Genomic DNA, 21,386 nt, shown 5'->3' with positions numbered 1-21,386 from the left:
CCACCCCCCAAGACATGCGATCGACAGGGGGAGAAAGTCATGCCAACTCCGAAGGCCGGGCGCCCCGTTGCGGGGCCACCAAGAAGGTAATGGGGATTGCTGGGGGGAGGAGATTGAGGGGGGCTGGGGGCTGGGGAGAGCGGGGTGCGTCCGGCGGGGGCGTGGCAGCCGGGGGCGTGGCGGCTACAGCAGGAAGTCGGCGAGACCGTTCTTGGCGCCCGCGACGAAGTCGGCCATGGCGGCCGCGGTGCAGATCAGCGTCGGCCCGGACGGGTCCGCGGACTGGCGGATCGCGACATGCTCGTCGTCCACCTTCTTCGTCTCGACGCAACTGCCGCCATTGGGGCCGCTCCACGGCTTCTCCCAGCCGTCGGCTCCCAGTTCGTCGGCCGGCATACCGTTGAAAATCTCCCGCATTAGAGCTCCTTGCGTATCCCTAGGAGAAAAGCTCTGGTTTCGTCAACGGGTGCCGCCCGAGCGGACATATTGTCCAGGACTTCCAGATAGGCGGCGATATCGGGGCGCTGATCCATATAGACGGCGCCGGTCAGATTTTCGGTGTAGACGACATCGGGCAGTTCGGGCATATCAAACCGGAAGAGATGGAACGGTCCGAACGCCCCGAGATGCGGTCCGATCGCGAACGGCATGATCTGCAAGGTGACGTTGGGGATCGCGGTGGCCTCCAGCAGCCGGTCGACCTGCCCCCGCATCACCTCCGGATTGCCGACGGGTCTGCGCAGGACCGCTTCTTCCATCAGAATCCACAGGAAGGGCGCGTCGGCCTTGGTGAGCAGTTGCTGACGCTTGACGCGCAGCGCGACGCGCCGCTCCAGCTCCTCGGCGTTACGGTGCGCGCCCGCGCGCAGCACACCGCGGGCGTACTCCTCGGTCTGCAACAGACCCGGCACATAGTGGGGTTCGTACGTCCTGATCAGGCTGGCCTGGTCCTCCAGGCTGATGTACGCGCTGAACCAGCCGGGCAGCGCGTCCCGATAGCGATGCCACCAGCCTGGCTTGTTGGCGACTTTGACCAGCTCGGCGAACTCCTCGGCCTCACTCTCCGTGACTCCGTACGCCTGCAACAACAGCAGGACATAGGGGAGTTTGAGGCTGACCTCGGAATTCTCCATTCGCCGGATGGTCAGCGGAGCGACGTCCAGGACTTTCGCCGCCGCCTCACGGGACACCCCCGCCTTCTCACGGAGTGCCCCGAGCCGCTTGCCCAGAACGATACGCAGGACGGTGGGCGCGGTTCCCGGACGAGCCTCACTCATGCGGGGTCTCCTGACGTCGACTCATCTCACAAAGTCTGACAGGTGAGTAGTGCTCTATCCAGAGAGATGTGGAGCATTGTGAAATTATCAGAACGATCGGTTGCGGCCTGTGACCGCCAGCGCTCATAGTGAACGCGTGGCTCACATCACGGATCACCGTGCACACAAGCAACCCCAGCCCCTCGCCGGGGAGTTACAAGCGCGTGCTCGGCACCCCTGGGGCGCCTGGTGCGCCTCGGTCAGCCGACGGGACGAGGGAACCGGCCCCGGCCTCCGTGCGCGTACGCACAGTCACGACGCCTATGGGTACGAGACATACGGGCGCCAGGCGTACGGGCACGACGCACATGGGCACGACGCGCACTGGAACGAGGTACGCGTACACGGCCGGCACGCCGCGTACAGAAGCGCCTTCACGCTCCCCAGCAGACGGGACTCCGTCGCCAGAGCGCGGCACTGGCTCCGTGATGAGCTTCAGCGGTGGAGACTGCACACGGATCTGTGCGATGTCGCCGTCCTGGTCATCTCCGAACTGTTCACCAATGCCGTGCTCCACACGGCCAGCGCGCTGATCAGCTGTGAGGTCCGGCTGCTGGCCGAGCATGTACGGCTCGACGTCCACGACCAGGGCGCGCGGGACGGAGCACCGAGCCCCCGCAACCCCGACTCCCGCGCGGAGAACGGGCGGGGACTGCTGCTGGTGGAGAGTCTGGCCGAGGCATGGGGCGTCGGATCCCGCGAGGGCGGGATGGGGCGCACGGTCTGGGCGATGCTCCCGCTGAGTCACGGGTCCGGCATCTGAACCGCACACCCCGACGTTCTTGGCGACGCCGGTCTCCTGGCCGACACGTCGGGCCGAGGGCTGTCGCCGGTCCCGACCGGCAGTACAGGGGTCTGCCGATCGGGCCGGTGCGGCCGGGCCGAGCCGGACTCGGCCCGGCCGCACCGGCTCACGACAGCGCGGCGCCGACCACCAGCGCGAAGGCCGCGACGGAGAAGAGTGTGCGGATGAGGTGGAAGGTGTTCCACCGGGACTCGAAGGCCGCGCGCGCCACCCCGTCGGGTGAAGAAGTGGCCGACGCCAGCGCGTTGTTGAGCGGGACGTTGCCGCCGATGGTCACCAGATGGTTGAGGACGACACAGACCAGTCCGGCCACCAGGAGCCAGCGCTGCGTGTCCGAGCGCCCGTCGACGGGTACGGCGAGCGCCGCGGCCGGGAACGCCACCACGGCGAGGAAGGTCAGCAGGAAGACCGGGCGGGGCACGTACTCATTGACCCGGCGCATGGCGGCGACGAACTGCTCGTCGTTCAGCCGGCCCAGGGCGGGCATGATGCCGGTCTGGAAGATCAGAAAATACCCCGCGAACAGACCCGTGGAGATCGCGGCGAGAGCGAGCAGCAGAGTGGCCATGCGCACATCATCGCGCACCAAATGGCCGACGGGGCAGGGTTCTTGAGCGCTTCTCGATCACGTTCTTGAGGGCTTCCCGATCACGCCGGTCGACCGCCGGTCCATCACCGCTGTTCGCCGCCGATCACCCAGACTGCGGGATTTTAGGCCGGTTGTGGAAGCTCTGGCATGGAGTCGCCACTCTCCGTACTGGCACTTGTCACGGTGAGCAATGATGTGCGTACATGGAGTGGCGTACGGCTCCGAGGGGATGGCGGGGGTGGTCAGCCGTGGCAGAGGTTTCGGGTTCTGTGCTCAACAGGTCGGCATTACCGGTGGGCGGAGCGCGAGAGGACGTGGTGGACACGCCCCATCCGCCCGGCCGGCCGATCCAGGGTGTGCGGGAGGTGACGGCCACGCTGACCGCTCTGGTCCGTTCCGCCCGCCAGGAGCTGCTGATCTTCGACGACCCGGGCAGTTGTCTGGGGCAGTGCATCCCGGAGCAGTTCCTGGAATTCGCCGGCGCCTGTGTGCGTGCGGCGGGTGAGCAGAGCTGGCATGACAGCGGCCCGGGAGGCAGAGCGCGGGGCCGGTCGAGCGCGGTCGGGGTCCGCAGGATCGTGCCGCGCCATGGGCTCGCCGGGCTTTCGTACCCACTCCCCCGCGACCTGCCCGGCCTGGCCAGACAGACGGACTCCATCCCGTTCAAGATGATCCTGGTGGACCGCTCGGTCGCGGCCGTCCCGCTCGATCTCCAACTCCACTACCACGGGCTGCTGTTGATCCGCGATCCGGTGGTCGTCCAGGCCCTGGTCCGTACGCACCAGACGTGGTGGGACACGGGCGAGGAGCTGCCGACCGCCGCGCTCCCCTCGCCCGGGGGTCTGCCGGGACATCTGCGGCCCGTCCTGGAGGCGCTGCTCGCCGGGCTCACCGACGAGACGGCGGCGACACGGCTGGGCATGTCCAGCCGTACGTACAGCCGTCGGGTGGGGGACCTGCTCACCGCCCTCGGCACGACGAGCCGCTTCCGGGCGGGTGCGGAAGCGGCTCGAAGGGGGTGGATCTAGGGATCCAGGGCCTGGAGCCCGTACGTCCAAAGAGTCCTGGAGAGTCCTGGAGAGTCCTCGCTAGGAGACAACGTCCTTACGGGAGAAGCCCCGGAAAGCCAGCGCGAACAGCACCACGGCATATGTCACCGAAATTGCCGCGCCCTTCACCATGCCGCTCCACTCCAGCTGCGGCTGAAGCGCGTCTGCCCAGGCGAACTGCCAGTGCGCCGGCAGGAAGTCCCGCCAGGAACCGAGCGCCGTCACGGCGTCCAGCACGTTACCGATGATGGTCAGCCCGACCGCCCCGCCGACCGCTCCCAGAGGTGCGTCGGTCTTGGTCGACAGCCAGAAGGCAAGGCCGGCGGTCACCAGTTGGGAGACGAAGATGAACGCGACGACGAGTGCCAGCCGGGGCACCGCGTCGGCGGTGGCCAGAGAGCCGCCCGTCGGCAGTTCGAGTGGCCCCCAGCCATAGGCCGCGGTGCCCGCCGCCAGGGCGACCAGCGGCAGCAGCAGCATCGCCGCCGCGCTCATGCAGAGCGCCACCGCCAGCTTGCTCCAGAGCAGCCGGGCCCGTGGCACGGGCGCGGCGAGGAGATACCGCAGCGAGGACCAGCTCGCCTCCGAGGCGACGGTGTCCCCGTGGAACAGCGCGACGGGCACCACCAGCAGAAAGCCCGCGGAGACGAAGAGGCAGGTGGCCGCGAAGTTGGCGCCGGAGGCGGTCGCGGTGTCCATCAGGGTCACCCGGCCGTTGCGATCGCCGCCGTCCGGGGTGCCGCCGATCGCGAAGGCGACGATGAGCACGAAGGGCAGCACGGCCAGCAGGATGCCCATCGCCAGCGTCCGTCTGCGCTTCAGCTGCCGCAGCGCCTCGACCCTCAGCGGCAGGGTGCGCCGGGCCCGGTAGCCGGGGGCCGATTCCATCAGCGCGCTCATGCGGAGCCTCCTGAGATCAGGGTGAGGAACGCGTCCTCCAGGCGGCGGTGCGGTCCGACACCCGTCAGCGGGACATCCAGCCGGATCAACTCGGTGACCAGCGCGTTGGTGTTCGCCCCGTCGAGCCGTACGAGCAGACCGAGTCCGTCGTCCGTACGGACCGCCGAGCCGATGCCCGCCAGCGCGGCGATCTTCTCGACGACGGGCTCCGGCACCTCCTCGGCGGTGGTGACGAGCAGGGTGTCGCCCGCGCCGGTGATCTCCGCGACCGGGCCCGCCTGGACGAGCTGCCCGCGGTGCATGACGACCAGATGCGTACAGGACTGCTCGACCTCGGAGAGGAGGTGACTGGAGACGATCACGGTCCTGCCACCGGCCGCGTACCTGATCATCACGTCCCGCATCTCGCGGATCTGGGGCGGGTCCAGGCCATTGGTCGGTTCGTCGAGGATCAGCAGATCCGGCATGCCGAGCATGGCCTGGGCGATCGCGAGCCGCTGTCGCATGCCCTGCGAGTACGTGCGTACGGCCCGCGCGAGCGCGTCGCCGAGCCCGGCGATCTCCAGGGCCTCCTCGATATGGGAGTCCTCGGCGGGGCGGCCGGTGGCCTGCCAGTACAGCTCCAGGTTCGCCCGGCCCGACAGATGCGGCAGGAAGCCCGCACCCTCGACGAACGAGCCGACCCGGGAGAGCACCGGCGCGCCCGGCCTGATGGCATGCCCGAAGACACGGATCTCGCCCGCGTCGGGGCTGATCAGCCCCATCAGCATGCGCAGGGTGGTGGTCTTGCCGGCGCCGTTCGGCCCGAGGAGACCGAGGACCTGGCCCTTTTCGACCTGGAAGGAGAGATCACGGACGGCGTAGCGGTCGGTGGCCCCCGCGTACCGCTTCGTCAGACCGGTGATCCGGAGCGGCACCTCGGCCAGCTCGGGATCGGGCGCCGGCGCGCTGGTGCGGCGCCGGGCGGTGAGCAGCAGGGCGCCCGCGATCAGTACGCCGGCGGCCGGCAGCCCCCAGGTCCACCAGGGCAGTGCGGTGGATCCGGTGGTGAGCGCGGGCACGGTCGGTACGGTCAGCGCGCCGTCGACGGAGACCCGGTAGGTGGCCGGAGCGGCCGGTGAGGCATAGCCCAGGTCGGTGGCGGACAGGACGACCCGGAGCCGGTGTCCCGGCACGACCTGATGGTCGACGGCGGGCAGCGTCAGCTCCACCGTCCTGCCCTTGCGCGCGTCCTCGATCCGTACGGGCGAGACGAGCTGTGAGGGCAGCACCTGCTGGCGGCCGTCGGGCCCGACGTCGTACACCTTGGCGAAGAGCACCGCGTCACCGCTGTCGGAGGTGACGGTGGCCCGGATGGTCGGCGAGCCGGTGATGCGCAGTGACCGGTCGAGCGGCGCGGAGTCGAAGCGCGCGTGCTGTCCGGGGAAGTCGAGGGAGAGCCCGACGCCGAGGGTGGAGAGCTGGGAGAGTCCGCCGCCGACGCCCGGTACGGCGGAGATGGCCGGCGGGCTCCCGCCCGGCGGGTTGGCGAAGGTCTGCGTGCCGCCGCTCAGCGGGACGCTGGTGGTGCCGCTCTCCAGGCCCGGGTAACGGTCGCTGCTCGCGCCCCGCAACAGGGCCTGGCCGTCGGTGGAGTCGACGCCTCCGGTCCGGCTCACGCGGAACGCGGGTCCGGTGTCCGCGCCCTTGTCGTCCTTGAGATAACGGTCGAACCAGGAGGTGATCCGGCTCTGCACCCGGCCGCTCTCCTGGTCACCGCCGTCGTGTCCGCCCGCCATCCAGTCGACGTCGACGGGTGCGCCATTGGCGCTGATCGCCTTCGCCATGGCGTCGGCCTGGCCGAGCGGGAAGAGGGAGTCGGTCTGGCCCTGGACGATCAGCGCGGGCACATCGATACGGTCACCGACGGCTGACGGGCTGCGCTCTTCCAGGAGCTCACGGGCGGCCGCGTCCGGCGTGCCGGAGACGGCGACCCGCTGGTACATGTCGCACAGTTCCTTCTGGAACGTCTGGCAGCCACCGCCGGTGGAGAAGAAGATCCCCGCCCAGAGCTTCTTGAAGACGCCGTCGGGGAAGAGCGCGTCGGCGAGGTTCCAGTACGTGATCAGCGGGGCGATCGCGTCGACCCGCTTGTCGTATCCGGCGGCGAGCAGCGAGATGCCGCCGCCGTACGAGGCACCGGTCACCCCCACCCGGGGATCGCCCTTCGCGTCGAGCCGCACCTCGGGCCTGGCGGCGAGCCAGTCGATCATCCGGGAGACGTCCTTGACCTCGTGATCGGGGTCATTGAGCCCGATCTCGCCGGTGGACTTCCCGAAACCCCGCGCCGACCAGGTCAGCACCGCGTACCCGTCCCGGGCGAGTTTCTCGGCCTGGGCCCGTACGTCATCCTTGCTGCCACCGAAGCCGTGCCCGACCAGCACGGCCGGCCGGCGCCCGCTGCCCGCGGTGAAGTACGAGGTGTCGATCCGGGCGCCGTCCATCGACAGCACCTGGTCCGTACGGTGCACGGCGGGCGCGCTGTCCGAGGCGACGGCGGTCCAGGTCCCGGCTCCGACAAGCACGGCGGCGACGCCAAGGCCCGCGAGCCATCGCGCGCGCGGCCGCAACCGGCGGGGGGTTCGTAGCTCCATGCTTGAACCCTAAACGGGCCCCGGACCCGGCCGTACGGACACCGGTCGGAACTCGAAGACCTCCCGGGGTAGTACGGGTAGCCTCGCCGTACACCAGACGCGGTATGCGGGCCTTGCCGAGGGGAAGGGGCAGAGGATGGGCACGGAGATCCGCCGGGCGACGACGGTCGCGGAACTGATCGCCGCACAGCACCTGTACGACGGCCCGGCCCGTTCCGCCTGGGCAGAACGCTTCCTCGCCGCGCCGGGCCACCTGATGCTGATCGCCTACGCCGACGGCACCCCGGCCGGAATGATCTCAGGCATCGAGATGCTCCACCCGGACAAGGGATCGGAGATGTGCCTGTACGAACTGTCCGTGGCGGCCCCCTACCGCCGCCGCGGCATAGCCCGAGCGCTGACGAACGCCCTGGCCGCCGAGGCCCGCGCACGCGGCTGTTACGACATGTGGGTGGGCGTGGACACGGACAATGCCCCGGCGCTGGCGCTCTACCGCGCGACGGGAGCCGAGGACGACGGCGAATTCGCCATGCTGACCTGGCACTTCACGCCGGACGACGCGGAGGCCCCCGGGGACGGCGCCCAGGCCCGGAGCTAGGCCCGGAGCCGTCCGAGGAGTTCGTCTCCCGCCGGGTAGCCGGTCTCCTCGGGCAACAGCTCCGCGGCGGCCGTCAGTTCACCCTCGCGCACCAGCCCGTGGATCCGGTGCGCGAGCGGCGTCACGTCCCGGATGGACACGGTCCACTCGTCCGCGTACCGCCGCGCCGTCTCCCCCGACAGCCCGAGCTGAAGCGAGCGGTGCGGCAGCGCCCTATGGTGCAGATCCCGCTCCGGATCCCACTGCACGCGGGCGGGAGAGCGCTTCAACTCGCGCTTCCAGAGCCCCGGATCGGGGTACAGGTCACGGTCGTAGTGCGACAGACAGGCGCGGGACAGCGCCCACTCGAACCCCTCCCGGGAGATCTCCACGGCCAGTACGGTCGACTGATCCTCCTTGGTACCCCAGCCGCAGCGGTACATCATCCACAGGAAAGACGGCTTGATCCAGGTCATCCGGTCGCGCTTCCAGGCCGCCGGGAACCGGCCGTCACGGGCGGCGGGCAGGCCGAGGACGGGCGAGTAGGCCTGGTAGACGGTGATGGTGGACGCCGTGTGCAGCGCGCGTATCCGGTACTTCGGTTCCGACATGGGACCAGCGTGCTGCGCGGTGCCCGGGGCGGCCACCGATTTACGGCGGATCGCGGACGTCTTCACCGCGGATCACGGACGCCGGGCACGCCCCCCGGGCCCCGGCTCCGGTCCGCGCCCTCAGGTCAGTGTGATCTCCGGGTTGTAGAGGTCCAGCCAGATCGCCAGGTCCAGCGTGCGTTCCAGGCCGCGCCTCGACGCCTGGGTGACCTGTGGGGTGTCGCGCTCCGCCACTCGTCGGACCCGGTCGGCGTCGACCAGGTCGAAGACCCGGTGGGACGGGCTGTCGAGCAGGTCCTTGGCGTGTTCCTGGAGGGCGATGGCGTACTTGGGGTCCTGGGTGGACGGGTAGGGACTCTTCACCCGGTCGTACACCGATTTCGGCAGCAGGTCGGCCGTCGCCTCCCGCAGCAGGCTCTTCTCCCTGCCGTCGAAGGACTTCAGGGACCACGGGGTGTTGTAGACGTACTCGACGAGCCGGTGGTCGCAGAACGGCACCCTGACCTCCAGGCCGACGGCCATGCTCGCGCGGTCCTTGCGGTCCAGCAGGATCCGCACGAAACGCGTCAGGTGGAGATAGCAGATCGTGCGCATCCGGTACTCGAAGTCGCTCTCACCGCTGAGGCGTTCGATGTCGGCGACGGCCGTCGCGTAGCTCTCGCGGAGGAAGTCCGGCAGGTTCACCGCCGTGTTCACATCGGTGCGCAGCACGTCGGAGTCGTCGCCGAAGTGGTCGGCGAGGCGCACCAGCCACGGGAACATCTCGGCCTGCCTGGCCTCCTCGTCGAAGAACTGGAGGTAGCCGCCGAAGACCTCGTCGGCCGATTCGCCGGAGAGCGCGACGGTCGAGTGCTTCCGGATGGCCCGGAAGAGGAGGTAGAGGGAGGTGTCCAGATCGCCGAAGCCCATGGGGAGGTCGCGGGCCCGGATCATCCGGGCGCGTACGTCGGGGTCCGCCAGGGCGTGGGAGTCGAGCACGATGTCCTGGTGCTCCGTGCCCGACGCGCGCGCGACGTCATGGACGAACGGGGTGTCCGGGGTCGCGCGCACCTCGTCGGCGACGAAGTTCTCGGTGCGGCCGAGGAAGTCGACGGAGAAGCTGCGGACCCGCTCGCCGGTTTCGGCCAGTTGACGCGCGGCCAGCGCCGTCATGGCGGAGGAGTCGAGGCCACCGGAGAGGAGCGTGCAGCGCGGTACGTCCGCGACGAGCTGGCGCCGCACGATGTCGTCGAGGAGGGTGCGTACCCGCGCCACCGAGGTGTCACGGTCGTCGGTGTGCGGGCGGGTCTCCAGCGACCAGTAGATCTGCCGGCGCAGTCCGTCCCTGTTCAGGGTCAGTACGGTGCCGGGCTCGACCTCGTGCATTCCGTCCCAGACGGCGTGGCCGGGCGTTTTCACGAAGGCGAAGAGTTCACGCAGTCCGTCGAGGCGGACGCGCGGGCGGGCGAGCGGGTTGGCGAGGATCGCCTTGGGCTCGGAGCCGAACAGCACACCGTCGGGGGTCGGATAGTAGTAGAAGGGCTTGATGCCCATCCGGTCGCGGATCATCACGAGCGTGTCGGTGCGGCCGTCCCAGATCGCGAAGGCGTACATGCCGTTGAGGCGTTCCGCCACGGCCTCGCCCCACTCCTGATAGCCGTGCAGGACGACCTCGGTGTCGGAGTCGGTGCGGAACCGGTGGCCCCGGTCCGTCAGTTCCCGGCGCAGTTCGGTGAAGTTGTAGGTCTCGCCCGAGTAGACGAGCGCCAGGGTGCCCTGCGGGGTGTCGAGCGTCATGGGCTGACGTCCGCCCGGCAGGTCGATGATCGCCAGCCGGCGGTGGCCGAGGGCCGCGGGGCCGCTGATCCAGGTACCGCGGTCGTCGGGGCCCCGGCAGGACATGGTTTCCGTCATCGCATCCAATGTTTCGGACGCGGAACGCAGATCACGGTCGAAGGAGACCCAGCCGGTGATGCCACACATGTGTGTCCTCCTGCTTCCGATCCCGGGCCGGAGCGCGGGTCGGAGACCGTGGACGAGCCTGGGGTTCACGGCAGGACGGGGCACCGGGCCAGATCAGTTGTATCCAGCACCTATGTAACGAGCGTGAGTCATACGACTGCGCTCGGTCAACGCGGCTGCCCGGCGCCCGGTTACGCGAACCGGACGCTTTCAGCCGTACGGCGCGAAAGGTAATGAACTGCTCTGGGCCGGGATCCCGGGGCGCGCCAGTGCCGTTGCGGTGCCACGTGCCGGAGGGGGCGGCCCGATCAGGCCATGGGCAAAGACTTCATCAACCGGCCTGGGGCCGAGGGTCGTACACACCTGTGGCCCGTACGACGCGGAACGTCGTACGGGCCACGGCTGCGATCAGGGCCGCGAGCGGCGTGTCAGTGGTTGCGCGGGAAGCCGAGGTCCACGCCCGCCGGGGCCTCGGACGGGTCCGGCCAGCGGGTGGTGACGACCTTGCCGCGCGTGTAGAAGTGCACGCCGTCGTTGCCGTAGATGTGGTGATCGCCGAAGAGCGAGTCCTTCCAGCCGCCGAAGGAGTGGTAGCCGACGGGCACCGGGATCGGTACGTTCACGCCGACCATGCCGGCCTCGATCTCCAGCTGGAAACGGCGGGCGGCGCCGCCGTCGCGGGTGAAGATGGCCGTGCCGTTGCCGAAGGGGGAGGCGTTGATCAGCTCGACGCCCTCCTCGTAGGTCTCCGTGCGCAGCACGACCAGCACCGGGCCGAAGATCTCGTCGCGGTACGCGTCGGAGTCCGTGGAGACCTTGTCGAGCAGCGAGAGCCCGATCCAGTGGCCTTCCTCAAAGCCCTCGACCGTGTGCCCCGTACCGTCCAGGACGACGTCGGCGCCCTGGGCCGCCGCGCCCGTGACATAACCGGCGACCTTGTCGCGGTGGGCCTTGGTGATGAGCGGGCCCATCTCGGAGGCCGGGTCGTTGCCGGGGCCGATCTTGATCTTCTCGGCGCGCTCACGGATCTTGGCGACCAGTTCGTCCCCGATCGCGCCCACCGCCACGACCGCCGAGATCGCCATACAGCGCTCACCGGCGGACCCGTAGGCGGCCGAGACCGCAGCGTCCGCGGCGGCGTCGAGGTCCGCGTCCGGCAGTACCAGCATGTGGTTCTTGGCGCCGCCGAGCGCCTGGACGCGCTTGCCGTTGGCGGAGGCCGTCGTGTGGATATAGCGGGCGATCGGGGTGGAGCCGACGAACGAGACCGCCGCCACGTCCGGATGCGCGAGCAGCGCGTCCACCGCGACCTTGTCGCCGTGCACGACATTCAGCACCCCGTCGGGCAGCCCGGCCTCGGCCGCCAGCTCCGCCAGCAGGTTCGCCGCCGAGGGGTCCTTCTCGCTGGGCTTGAGTACGAAGGTGTTACCGCAGGCCACCGCCAGCGGGAACATCCACATCGGCACCATCGCCGGGAAGTTGAACGGCGTGATGCCGGCGACCACACCCAGCGGCTGGCGGATGGCGGAGACATCCACGCGGTGGGAGACCTGTGTGGACAGCTCGCCCTTGAGCTGTGTGGTGATCCCACAGGCCAGCTCGACGATCTCCAGGCCCCGGGCGACCTCGCCGAGGGCGTCCGAGTGCACTTTGCCGTGCTCGGCGGTGATGAGCGCGGCGAGGTCGTCGCGGCGGGCGTCGAGCAGCGCGCGGTAGCGGAAGAGGATGCTTGTGCGCTGGGCGAGGGACGAGGTCCCCCATGTGGCGTACGCGGCCTTGGCGGCGGCGACCGCGCTGTCCACCTCCTCGGCGGAGGCGAGCGCGACCTGTGTGGTGACGGCGCCGGTCGCCGGGTCGGTCACCGGGCCCCAGTTGCCCGACGCGCCCTCGACGGTCTTGCCACCGATCCAGTGGTTGACGGTCTTCATTCCGTTTGCTCCTTCACAGCTGGCGGCGGCGGGCGGCTACGTGCCGGTCGTACTGCTCACGGGCCTTGACCGCGGACGGGCGCGTCGCGGTCTCGGCCACGGGGACATCCCACCACGCCTGGGCCGGAGGGACGCCCGACACAGTGTCTGCCGTTTCGGTCTCCACATAGACACATGTGGGAACGTCGGCGGCGCGCGCCTCGGCCAGGGCTTCACGCAGGTCACGAACCGTCTTGGCGCGGATCACCCGCATGCCGAGGGACGCCGCGTTGGCGGCGAGATCGACGGGGAGCGGGGCGCCCGTGTAGGTCCCGTCGCCGGCCCGGAAACGGTAGGCCGTGCCGAACCGTTCCGCGCCGACCGTCTCGGACAGGCCGCCGATGGACGCGTATCCGTGGTTCTGGAGAATCACGGCCTTGAAGGGCAGCCGCTCCTGGACGGCCGTGACGATTTCGGTGGGGTTCATCAGATACGTGCCGTCACCGACGAGCGCCCAGACCGGCCGGCCCGGCGCCGCGAGCTGCACGCCGATGGCCGCCGGGATCTCGTAGCCCATGCAGGAGTAGCCGTACTCGACGTGGTACTGGTCGCGGGAGCGGGCCCGCCACAGCTTGTGGAGATCGCCGGGAAGCGATCCGGCCGCGTTGATGACGATGTCCTCGTCGGTGACCAGGGCGTCGAGCGCGCCGAGAACCTGGGCCTGGGTGGGGCGCACGAGATCTTCGTCGGCGGCGAACGCGGCGGCGACGCGGTACTCCCAGCGCTCTTTGTCCTCGGTGTACTCGGCCGCGTAGGCGGGCGCGACCCGGTGGCCGACGAGGCCCGCGGCGAGCAGTTGCAGGGCCGTACGGGCGTCCGCCACCAACGGGTCGGCCACGAGCTTGTGGGCGTCGAAGCCGGTGATATTGATATTGAGGAAGTGGACGGCGGGGTTCGAGAAGAGCGTGCCGGACGCGGTGGAGAAGTCCGACCAGCGGGTGCCGACGCCGATCACCAGATCGGCGGTCCTGGCCAGTTCATTCGCGGTGGCCGTGCCGGTGTGGCCGATGCCGCCGACCTCGCAGGGGTGGTCGTACGGCAGCGAGCCCTTGCCGGCCTGGGTGGCGGCGACCGGAATACCGGTCTCGTCGGCGAACGCGGCGAGCACCTCCTCCGCCGCGCTGTGGTGCACTCCGCCGCCCGCGACGAGCAGGGGACGGCGGGCTTCCCGCACCAGCCGTACCGCCTCGGCGAGTTCGTCGGGATCGGGCGCCTGACGGCGGACTCGCCAGACACGTTCGGAGAAGAACTCCTCCGGCCAGTCGTACGCCTCCGCCTGCACGTCCTGGGGCAGAGCGAGGGTGACGGCCCCGGTCTCGGCGGGGTCGCTGAGCACGCGCATCGCGGCGAGCGCGGCCGGGATCAGCGCCTCGGGGCGGGTGACACGGTCGAAGTACGTGGAGACGGGCCGCAGGGCGTCATTGACGGTGATGTCGCCCGCGCTGGGCAGTTCGAGCTGTTGCAGGACGGGGTCGGCGGGTCGGGTGGCGAAGGTGTCACCGGGGAGCAACAACACGGGGAGGCGGTTGATGGTGGCGAGAGCCGCACCGGTGACGAGGTTGGTGGCGCCGGGACCGATGGAGGTGGTCACGGCATGGGCGGACAGGCGGTTGCTCTGGCGGGCATAGCCGACGGCGGCGTGGACCATGGCCTGCTCATTGCGTCCCTGCAAGTACCTCATCTCCGAGGCGGACTCGACAAGGGCTTGGCCGATACCCGCCACGTTGCCATGGCCGAAGATGCCCCAAGTGGCGTTGATCAAACGCTGCTTGTGGCCGTCCCGCTCGGTGTACTGCCGGGACAGGAAGCTGATCAGCGCCTGGGCGACGGTAAGACGACGCGTACTCATCGGGAATCCTCCTCGGCTGCGGGTGCGGTGCCCGCTCCGACCGTGGCCCCTGGCTTCGCGGCCGCGCGCTCGGGGTCGGGGTCGGAATCGGGCCCGGCCGACGGCGCCTCGTACAGCGGCAGCCGGGGGTCGACCGCCAGCCCCGGCCAGGTCTCCCTGATCCAGCCGTGGTCGGGGTGGTCGCTGATCAGCCACTCCCGCGACTCCCCCGGCCCCGCCATCACATTGAGGTAGTACATGTCCCGGCCCGGCGAGGCGATGGACGGGCCGTGCCAGCCGTCCGGGATCAGGACGGTGTCGCCCGTACGGACCTCGGCGAGCACATCCGTACCGCCGGGCCGGGACGGCGAGACCCGGTGATAGCCGACGCCGTCACCGTCGATCTCGAAGTAGTAGATCTCCTCCAGCTCGGACTCGACGCCCGGCCGGTGCTCGTCGTGTTTGTGCGGCGGATACGACGACCAGTTGCCGCCCGGGGTGAGCACCTCGACCGCGATGAGCCGGTCGCACGCGAAGACCCCCGCCGCGCCGAAGTTGTTGACCTGGCGCGAGCAGCCGCCCGCGCCGCGCAGCTCGACCGGAACCTCCGGCGCGGGGCCGTAGCGAGCGGGGAGTCGTCGCTCGCACTTCGCTCCTGCCAGGGCGAAGCGGCCTCCCGCACCGGAGGCGATCTGTGCGTGGGCATCACGCGGCACGTACGCGAAGTCCGTGACTCCGCTGAACACGCTTGCCCTGCCCCGCAGTTCAAAGAGTTTGCCCTGTGTGTTCACCGTACAACCGCCGGTGAGCGGAAGAACGATCCATTCGCTCTCCCCGGCGTCCAGCGCGTGCGTACCGCCGGGCGGGAGCTCCAGGACGCGCAGACTGCTGTGTGCCCAGCCGGCCCGCCGCGGATCGATGTCGAGGGCGTACGGTCCCGCCGCGGCGCTGCCCGCGGGTACGTACCATCCGTACGGTTCGTGGTTGGTCGTCATGAAGTCTCCGTACCCCCTAGAGCAGACCCACGGCCGTATCGACGGCACGGGCCACATCCCCGTCGACCGGATAGAGCAGCGAACGGCCGACGACCAGCCCCCGGACGGTGGGCAGTTGCAGCGCCTTGCGCCATTTCTCGTACGCGCCCTCCTGATCGCCCCCGATCTCGCCGCCCAGCAGGACGGCCGGGAGTGTCGAGGTCTCCATCACCCGGGCCATATCGTCGGGGTCCTGGGTAACGGGAACCTTCAGCCAGGTGTACGCGGAGGTACCGCCCAGTCCGGAAGCGATGGCGATCGAGCGCGTCACCGCGTCCGCGCCCAGATCGGTGCGGAGCCGGCCGTCCGCGCGGTGGCAGATGAACGGCTCGACGAAGACCGGCAGCCGGCGTTCGGCCATGGCGTCGATGGCACGGGCGGTGGAGTGGAGCGTGTCGAGGGAGCGCGGGTCCTCGTAGTCGATACGGAGGAGCAGTTTGCCCGCGTCGAAGCGGAGCCTGGCGAGGTCCTCGGGGCGGTGCCCGGTGAAACGGTCGTCGAGTTCGAACGCGGCGCCGGCGAGCCCGCCGCGGTTCATGGAGCCGACGACGACACGGTCCTCCAGGGCGCCGAGGAGCAGCAGGTCGTCGAGGATGTCCGCGGTGGCCAGGACGCCGTCGACACCGGGGCGGGACAGCGCCAGACAGAGCCGCTCCAGCAGATCGGCGCGGTTGGCCATGGCGAGCCGCCGGTCCCCGACGGCCAGGGCGCCGCGGGCCGGATGGTCGGCCGCGATGATCATCAGCCGGCCGCCGGCGCGCAGCAGGGGGCGGCGGGTACGGCGGGCGGCGGCCTCGGCGACGGCCTCGGGATGGTGCGTACGCAGCCGGACCAGCTCGGACACATCGACGCCGCTCATGAAAGGGCCTCGGGGGTTTGAGCGGAAGACCGCGCAGAAGCTGACGGTGTCACGGTGGACGCCGCGGGGTCCCCCGCCGCGACCCGTCCGTCCGCGAGCGTCCGGGCGACCTCTCCGTCGTACGGCATGGCGGAGGAGCAGGCGAGGCGGCCCGCCACGATGGCCCCGGCGGCGTTCGCGTACCGCATCACGCGCTCCAGATCCCAGCCGGCCAGCAGCCCATGGCAGAGGGCGCCGCCGAACGCGTCCCCCGCGCCGAGTCCGTTGACGACATCGACGGGGACGGGAGGCACTTCGGCCCGGGTGCCGTCCCGGTGCACGGCGAGCACACCCTTGGGACCCTGTTTGACGACGGCCAGCTCGACCCCGGCGGCGAGCAGCGCCCGCGCGGCGGCGTGCGGTTCGCGCTCCCCCACGGCCACTTCGCACTCGTCGAGATTGCCCACGGCGACGGTGGCGTGCCGCAGCGCCCGCGCGTACACCGCGCCCGGCTCCGTGCCGTTCGCCGCTGCGTCATGCGCCCCCGCGCCGTCCGCCCCCGCGCCGTCCGGCCAGAACATCGGCCGCCAGTCGAGATCGAAGACGGTGAGCCCCGTCTTTCCGCGCGCTTCCAGCGCCGCGAGCGTCGCCGTACGGCTCGGCTCCGCGCACAGACCGGTGCCGGTCATCCAGAAGATACGGGCCGAACGGATGGCGTCCAGGTCCAGTTCGTCCGGATGGATCTCCAGATCGGGGGCCTTGGGCAGCCGGTAGAAGTAGAGCGGGAAGTCGTCCGGGGGAAACACTTCGCAGAACGTGACCGGGGTCGGATACGCGTCCACCGGCGTCACCCAGCGGTCATCGACCTCGAACTCCCGCAGCGCCTGGTGCAGATAGTCCCCGAACGGGTCGTGGCCGGTACGGGTGATGACGGCGGCGCGCCGGCCGAGCCGGGCCGCCGCGACGGCGACATTCGTCGCGGAGCCGCCGAGGAACTTGCCGAAGGTGTCGACCTGGGCCAGCGGGACACCGGTCCGCAGCGGGTAGAGGTCCACCCCGATCCGGCCCATGGTGATGACGTCGTACGGCTCAGGCATGCGCGTCCCTTCGGTTCGACGGTCACTCCGATGTCATTCCCACGTCCACGTCACTCCCAGGTCTAATGCCCGGCCCGGAGCCCTGTCAACGTTTTGTCCTTACATTCGGACGAAGGGGTTGACACTCTTTCCGCGCGGCCGGAAAGCTGACCGGTATGACCTCTTCCGTACCCACGTCCAACCGCATCCGGGTCGGGTCGGCCCCCGATTCCTGGGGCGTGTGGTTTCCCGACGATCCCCAGCAGGTTCCCTGGCGGCGATTCCTCGACGAGGTCGCCGAGGCGGGCTACGAGTGGATCGAACTCGGCCCGTACGGCTATCTCCCCTCCGATCCCGTCCGGCTGGGCGAGGAGACCGCCCGGCGCGGGCTGAAGGTCTCCGCCGGAACCGTCTTCACCGGACTGCATCACGGCCCCGCCGTCTGGGAGAAGACCTGGGCGCATGTCGCGGACATCGCCGCGCTCACCCAAGCGATGGGCGCGGACCACCTGGTCGTCATCCCTTCGTTCTGGCGCGACGACAAGACCGGCGAGGTGCTGGAGGACCGCACCCTGACGGCGCGGCAGTGGCGCGATCTGACGGCGCAGACCGAGCGGCTCGGCCGTGAGGTGCGGGACCGGTACGGGCTGCGCATCGTCGTCCATCCGCACGCCGACACCCATATCGACAGCGAGGAGAACGTCAGCCGCTTCCTCGACGCGACCGATCCCGCCCTGGTCTCGCTGTGCCTGGACACCGGGCACTACGCCTACTGCGGCGGCGACAGCGTCAAACTGATCGAGACCTATGGGGAGCGCATCGGCTATCTCCACCTCAAGCAGGTGGACCCGGAGATCCTCGCCGGGGTCGTGGCGGACGAGGTGCCGTTCGGGCCGGCGGTCGGGCGCGGGGTGATGTGCGAGCCGCCGGGCGGGGTTCCCGCACTGGAGCCGGTGCTCGCCGCGGCGCGGCGGCTGGATGTGGACCTCTTCGCCATCGTCGAACAGGACATGTATCCGTGCCCTCCGGACAAGCCGTTCCCGATCGCCGCACGCACCCGCCGTTTCCTGCGGAGCTGCGGCGCCTGACGCACCGCTCCACTCCGACGGCGCCCTGACGCCGCCCCGCGGCCGACCTGACGCCCGGACAGGATCCGAGAGGTTCCGTCCGGGCGTTTCCGCTTCTCCGTCCAACAGCCCCACCGGCCTCATTGATCCGACCTCTCCTCATGTCGCCACCTTGACAGGGACACGACTGCGCAAGGATCGTCCCAGTAAGGGCTATTCCTGAACCGCAGACAGGGGACGTCGTGCATTCACCTGTTCCTTCACCTTCATCGCGTCCCGGATTCCTCGGAGGTATCACGCGAGCAGGGCACATCTCACGGCGTACGTTCATGACGGCGGCGGGAGCGGCGGCCTTCGCGGTCTCCTCCCGCACCGCCTGGGCACGGACCTCCGACGGTGACGGCGGCGATGTGCGCGGCGGGAGTGGTGACACGGACCCACATGGACGCATCCTGCTCGACGCGGCCATGAAGTGGCGCAGGCTTCCCTCCGGTTGGCAGTCCGCGCCGTTCTTCGGCAACGGCTTCCTCGCCGCGCATCTCTACAGCAAGGCGGGCGAGGGCAACGCCCTGAGGATCATGCTCAACCACTCGCTCGTGCAGGACCAGCGCGGGCAGTGGGAGGCGGCCATCGGCTACTCCCGGCTGCCGGTCGGCTATCTCACCCTGACGTTCACGGGCACGGTCACGGATATCGACTGGTCCCTGGATCCGGCGACCGCCGAGCTGAACGGCACGGTCACCACCACCGCCGGCGGCGTCCGGCTGCGGGTGCTGATCCTGCGTCAGAGCGATGTGCTGCTGGTGTCCCTGGAGCCCACGGCGGGTGAGCGGGAGGCCGCCTGGGGGTTCACGGCGCTCCCGTCCGCGACCACCAGGACCACCCGCGTACCACCGGAGTACACCGCCAACCCCGATCCGGCCGCGGGGCCCGGTTTCGTGGAACAGCCACTGGACGCGGGCGGCGGGTACACCACGGCGTGGCGGGAGATCCACGAGGGCAGCCGCCGGCTGCTCGCGGCCGGCATCGCCTACGGCTTCCCGGATTCGACCGGCCGCGAGCGTGCGCTGTCAGCCGTGAACCGGGCGCTGACGACCTCCCCGGACACGCTCGTACGCGAACACCGCCGGTGGTGGGGCGACTTCTACCGGCGCAGTCTGGTCTCGGTCCCCGACAAACATCTCCAGCGCTTCTACTGGATCCAGCTCTACAAGATGGCGTCGTCCACCGGGAAGGACTCCCCCGTACTGCCCGTCTTCGGGCCGTGGTTCCCGGAGACCGGGAACAACTGGACCAATATCTGGTGGAACCTCAACACCCAGGTCGCGTATCCGCTGATCAATGGCTCCAACCATCTGGAACTGGATGCGATCACCCCCACCTTCCGTACGTACCACCGCAATCTGGAGCTCAATATCCACCCGGCCCACCGGGACGGCGAGAGCTACGCGCTCTGCCATCCGGGCGACCGGGAGCTGCGTCCGGGCCCGCGCTATGTGGGAGTGCCCGGGATCAGCCCCAACGACCACACCGGCAATCTCACCTGGGCCATGCACAATGTGTGGCTGTCCTACCGGCACTCCATGGACCGGCGGATTCTCCAGGACGTGCTGTATCCGGTGCTCAGCCGGGCCATCGCCTACTACGCGCGCTTCCTGACCGAAGGGTCCGACGGTCTGCTGCATCTGCCGGAGACCCGGTCACCGGAGTACGCCAACGCGTCCGACTGCACCTACGACCTGTCCCTGATCCGCTGGGGCTGCCGGACACTGCTGGAGACGGCGCGGGCACTGCGGATCGACGAGGCGCCGACCGCGCGCCTGCACGACATCCTGACCCGGCTGGTGCCGTACCACCGGGGCGAGCAGGGCGTGCTGATCGGCGCGGAGGTGCCGCTCGCGGAGTCGCACCGGCATTACTCGCATCTGCTGTGGCTCTACCCCCTCCAGGAGTCGCTGGACCGCACGAGCTTCGAGCACTGGGCGGGCATGCGGGAGCGCTGGCACGGCTACAGCTTCGCGGCCGCCGCCTCGATGGAGACCCTCTTCGGCAACGCGGACCGGGCGCTGTCCCATCTGAAGTTCTTCACCGACGGGAACACCGTCGACGGCACGCAGCTGACGCCGAACACCATGTACCGCGAGGGCTCCAACTTCGCCATCGAGAGCCCGCTCGCCGCCGCCCAGTCACTTCTGGACATGCTGGTCCAGAGCCATGGCGGTACGGTCCGCGTGTTCCCCGCCGTCCCCTCGGGCTGGGCCGACGCGTCGGTCCAACGCCTGCGTACCCAGGGGGCGTTCCTCGTGGACGCGTCCCGTTCGGCCGGCCGCACCGACTGGGTGACGGTACGGAGCGAGGCGGGCGCGCCGCTGGTGCTGGAGCACGGCATCGACGGCGCGATCGACGTACGCGACGAGCGCGGCCGGAAGCTGCCGTACCGGGGCACCGGGACCATCACCGTCGATCTGCCGAAGGGCCGTACCGCCGTGGTGACCCGACGAGGCTCAGACCCGGTGCTACGACCGCGCGATGTACCGGCGGACGGCACATACCCGCGGTGGGGGCTGCCCGAGCCGGACTGACGCAAGGCACCTGACGTCATGTAACTGATGTGCGTATCCATGCCACATGAGGTGCGCGCCACATGAGGTGCACGCGCCAAATGTGCCGTGTGTGCCACAAAGATCCCTCTACTGTCACGCATATCTCGATTACACGGTCCTTCCGTCACAGGAAGGTGACAAATCCACTCTCTTCATCACTCTGTGTCGCTCAAGAGGCACAGGCTGGGTGATCACCAGCGTCGTGCCGCAGCTCCCCCGACGGCCCACCGGCCTCCCTGCGGCGGACGCGGGGAGGTGCCACTGATGACGGACAAAAGGCTCTGGTCCTACAAGGAGATCGCGGCGCACATCAGCGTGCAGCCGGACACCGTCCGCTCGTACCGCAAGCACGGACTGCTTCCGCCGCCGGACCATGTGGAGAACGGAAAGCCCTACTGGTACGCGGACACCGTCCGCGCCTGGGTGGCCCAACGTCCCGGTAACAGAAGCAGCAGAAGCTGAGCGAGGCGCTCGCTCAGGGGCCGCCCAAGGGCCCGCCGTGGGGGCCGTGCCGATCCGGTACGGCCCCCACGGCCCCCATTCCGTTCCTCC

At 69.8% G+C, this 21,386-nt stretch carries 18 protein-coding genes; 6 read left to right on the top strand and 12 right to left on the bottom strand.

Features of this window, described 5'->3' with window-relative positions:
• Positions 1-183: 183 nt before the first annotated feature.
• On the bottom strand, positions 184-417 hold the full coding sequence (locus ACFRKB_RS24390) for a DUF397 domain-containing protein (protein WP_383108519.1): 234 nt from the start codon (positions 415-417) through the stop codon (positions 184-186).
• On the bottom strand, positions 417-1,277 hold the full coding sequence (locus tag ACFRKB_RS24385; RefSeq protein WP_383108517.1) for a helix-turn-helix domain-containing protein: 861 nt from the start codon (positions 1,275-1,277) through the stop codon (positions 417-419). The genes ACFRKB_RS24390 and ACFRKB_RS24385 overlap by 1 nt, the downstream gene beginning before the upstream one ends.
• A gap of 136 nt (positions 1,278-1,413) precedes the next feature.
• On the opposite strand from ACFRKB_RS24385, the gene ACFRKB_RS24380 reads away from it, so the two are divergent.
• Positions 1,414-2,079 (top strand): ATP-binding protein, encoded by a 666-nt coding sequence (locus ACFRKB_RS24380; RefSeq protein ID WP_383108516.1) that lies wholly within the window; start codon positions 1,414-1,416, stop codon positions 2,077-2,079.
• A 148-nt stretch (positions 2,080-2,227) separates the two neighbouring features.
• On the opposite strand, the gene ACFRKB_RS24375 is transcribed toward ACFRKB_RS24380, so the two are convergent.
• A complete protein-coding gene (locus tag ACFRKB_RS24375) occupies positions 2,228-2,689 on the bottom strand; it encodes an anthrone oxygenase family protein (protein ID WP_383108515.1) in 462 nt (153 codons plus the stop codon).
• A 335-nt stretch (positions 2,690-3,024) separates the two neighbouring features.
• On the opposite strand from ACFRKB_RS24375, the gene ACFRKB_RS24370 reads away from it, so the two are divergent.
• Positions 3,025-3,738 carry a helix-turn-helix domain-containing protein gene (locus ACFRKB_RS24370; RefSeq protein ID WP_383108513.1) on the top strand — a complete coding sequence of 238 codons (714 nt, stop codon included), beginning with the start codon at positions 3,025-3,027 and terminating at the stop codon, positions 3,736-3,738.
• A gap of 60 nt (positions 3,739-3,798) precedes the next feature.
• On the opposite strand, the gene ACFRKB_RS24365 is transcribed toward ACFRKB_RS24370, so the two are convergent.
• Both ACFRKB_RS24365 and ACFRKB_RS24360 read right to left on the bottom strand, forming a co-directional pair.
• The gene (locus ACFRKB_RS24365; protein WP_383108512.1) at positions 3,799-4,659 is read right to left on the bottom strand and encodes an ABC transporter permease; all 861 of its coding nucleotides are present in this window, start codon (positions 4,657-4,659) and stop codon (positions 3,799-3,801) included.
• Positions 4,656-7,292 (bottom strand): alpha/beta fold hydrolase, encoded by a 2,637-nt coding sequence (locus tag ACFRKB_RS24360; RefSeq protein ID WP_383108511.1) that lies wholly within the window; start codon positions 7,290-7,292, stop codon positions 4,656-4,658. The genes ACFRKB_RS24365 and ACFRKB_RS24360 overlap by 4 nt, the downstream gene beginning before the upstream one ends.
• A 136-nt stretch (positions 7,293-7,428) precedes the next feature.
• On the opposite strand from ACFRKB_RS24360, the gene ACFRKB_RS24355 reads away from it, so the two are divergent.
• Complete coding sequence (locus ACFRKB_RS24355) at positions 7,429-7,890, top strand: GNAT family N-acetyltransferase (protein WP_383108510.1); 462 nt, start codon at positions 7,429-7,431, stop codon at positions 7,888-7,890.
• On the opposite strand, the gene ACFRKB_RS24350 is transcribed toward ACFRKB_RS24355, so the two are convergent.
• From ACFRKB_RS24350 to iolC, 7 genes are all read right to left on the bottom strand, one after another.
• Positions 7,887-8,480 carry a DUF4291 domain-containing protein gene (locus tag ACFRKB_RS24350; protein ID WP_383108508.1) on the bottom strand — a complete coding sequence of 198 codons (594 nt, stop codon included), beginning with the start codon at positions 8,478-8,480 and terminating at the stop codon, positions 7,887-7,889. The two genes, ACFRKB_RS24355 and ACFRKB_RS24350, sit on opposite strands and share 4 nt — an antisense overlap.
• A gap of 120 nt (positions 8,481-8,600) precedes the next feature.
• The gene (gene asnB, locus ACFRKB_RS24345; RefSeq protein ID WP_383108507.1) at positions 8,601-10,442 is read right to left on the bottom strand and encodes an asparagine synthase (glutamine-hydrolyzing); all 1,842 of its coding nucleotides are present in this window, start codon (positions 10,440-10,442) and stop codon (positions 8,601-8,603) included.
• Between the two features lie 407 nt (positions 10,443-10,849).
• Positions 10,850-12,349, bottom strand: coding sequence for a CoA-acylating methylmalonate-semialdehyde dehydrogenase (mmsA, locus tag ACFRKB_RS24340; RefSeq protein ID WP_383108506.1), 1,500 nt, complete (start codon positions 12,347-12,349; stop codon positions 10,850-10,852).
• A gap of 13 nt (positions 12,350-12,362) precedes the next feature.
• Entirely contained in the window at positions 12,363-14,237 is a 1,875-nt protein-coding gene (iolD, locus tag ACFRKB_RS24335) for a 3D-(3,5/4)-trihydroxycyclohexane-1,2-dione acylhydrolase (decyclizing) (RefSeq protein ID WP_383108504.1), read from the bottom strand.
• Positions 14,234-15,211: a 5-deoxy-glucuronate isomerase gene (iolB, locus tag ACFRKB_RS24330; protein WP_383108503.1), complete on the bottom strand. Its 978-nt coding sequence runs from the start codon at positions 15,209-15,211 to the stop codon at positions 14,234-14,236. The genes iolD and iolB overlap by 4 nt, the downstream gene beginning before the upstream one ends.
• Positions 15,212-15,227: 16 nt before the next feature.
• The gene (locus ACFRKB_RS24325; protein ID WP_383108502.1) at positions 15,228-16,109 is read right to left on the bottom strand and encodes a Cgl0159 family (beta/alpha)8-fold protein; all 882 of its coding nucleotides are present in this window, start codon (positions 16,107-16,109) and stop codon (positions 15,228-15,230) included.
• Positions 16,106-17,185: a 5-dehydro-2-deoxygluconokinase gene (gene iolC, locus ACFRKB_RS24320; protein ID WP_383108501.1), complete on the bottom strand. Its 1,080-nt coding sequence runs from the start codon at positions 17,183-17,185 to the stop codon at positions 16,106-16,108. The genes ACFRKB_RS24325 and iolC overlap by 4 nt, the downstream gene beginning before the upstream one ends.
• 155 nt (positions 17,186-17,340) lie before the next feature.
• Here iolC and ACFRKB_RS24315 point away from each other — a divergent pair, with 155 nt between their 5' ends.
• The 3 genes from ACFRKB_RS24315 to ACFRKB_RS24305 all read left to right on the top strand — a co-directional run bounded on the left by ACFRKB_RS24315 (position 17,341) and on the right by ACFRKB_RS24305 (position 21,296).
• Entirely contained in the window at positions 17,341-18,252 is a 912-nt protein-coding gene (locus ACFRKB_RS24315; RefSeq protein WP_383108499.1) for a sugar phosphate isomerase/epimerase family protein, read from the top strand.
• Between the two features lie 308 nt (positions 18,253-18,560).
• Positions 18,561-20,813, top strand: a complete 2,253-nt coding sequence (locus ACFRKB_RS24310) for a glycosyl hydrolase family 95 catalytic domain-containing protein (RefSeq protein ID WP_383108498.1) — start codon at positions 18,561-18,563, stop codon at positions 20,811-20,813.
• Between the two features lie 285 nt (positions 20,814-21,098).
• Complete coding sequence (locus ACFRKB_RS24305; protein WP_365972613.1) at positions 21,099-21,296, top strand: helix-turn-helix transcriptional regulator; 198 nt, start codon at positions 21,099-21,101, stop codon at positions 21,294-21,296.
• Positions 21,297-21,386 lie beyond the last annotated feature (90 nt).

This window comes from Streptomyces scopuliridis, assembly GCF_042790125.1.
GTDB lineage: Bacteria > Actinomycetota > Actinomycetes > Streptomycetales > Streptomycetaceae > Streptomyces > Streptomyces scopuliridis_A.
The sequence above is the reverse complement of the archived record's forward strand: the minus strand, read 5'-3'. Positions and strand labels throughout refer to the sequence as shown.